The organism is Rhizobium ecuadorense, assembly GCF_001187535.1.
GTDB lineage: Bacteria > Pseudomonadota > Alphaproteobacteria > Rhizobiales > Rhizobiaceae > Rhizobium > Rhizobium ecuadorense.
This window is the reverse complement of the sequence record NZ_LFIO01000951.1, coordinates 1-251: the sequence shown is the minus strand read 5'-3', so window position 1 is coordinate 251 and position 251 is coordinate 1. Positions and strand designations below refer to the sequence as shown.

Below are 251 nucleotides of genomic sequence, written 5' to 3'. Positions count from 1 at the left end.
GCCGCAGCTGTCCTATCCGCTGTTGCCCGTGCAGGAGATGACCGCGGGCCGGTATCATCCGCGCCGACCTGCAAAGCCGAAGGGCACGGTCTACCAGCGTTTCATCCCCTGGCTGGAACGGGAAATCGCCTTCACCGTGGCCGATGCCGAGACCGATCTTGCAGCATTTCATCGCTGGATGAACGACGAACAGGTCAACACGATCTGGGAGGATGCAGGCTCGATCGGCAAGCATCGGGAGATTCTGGAGG

1 protein-coding gene is annotated in these 251 nt (G+C 61.4%); it reads left to right on the top strand.

What is annotated here, in order from left to right:
* Positions 1 to 251, top strand: a 251-nt coding sequence (locus tag AF337_RS17305; RefSeq protein WP_152971115.1) for a GNAT family N-acetyltransferase, incomplete at both ends; no start/stop codon positions are given.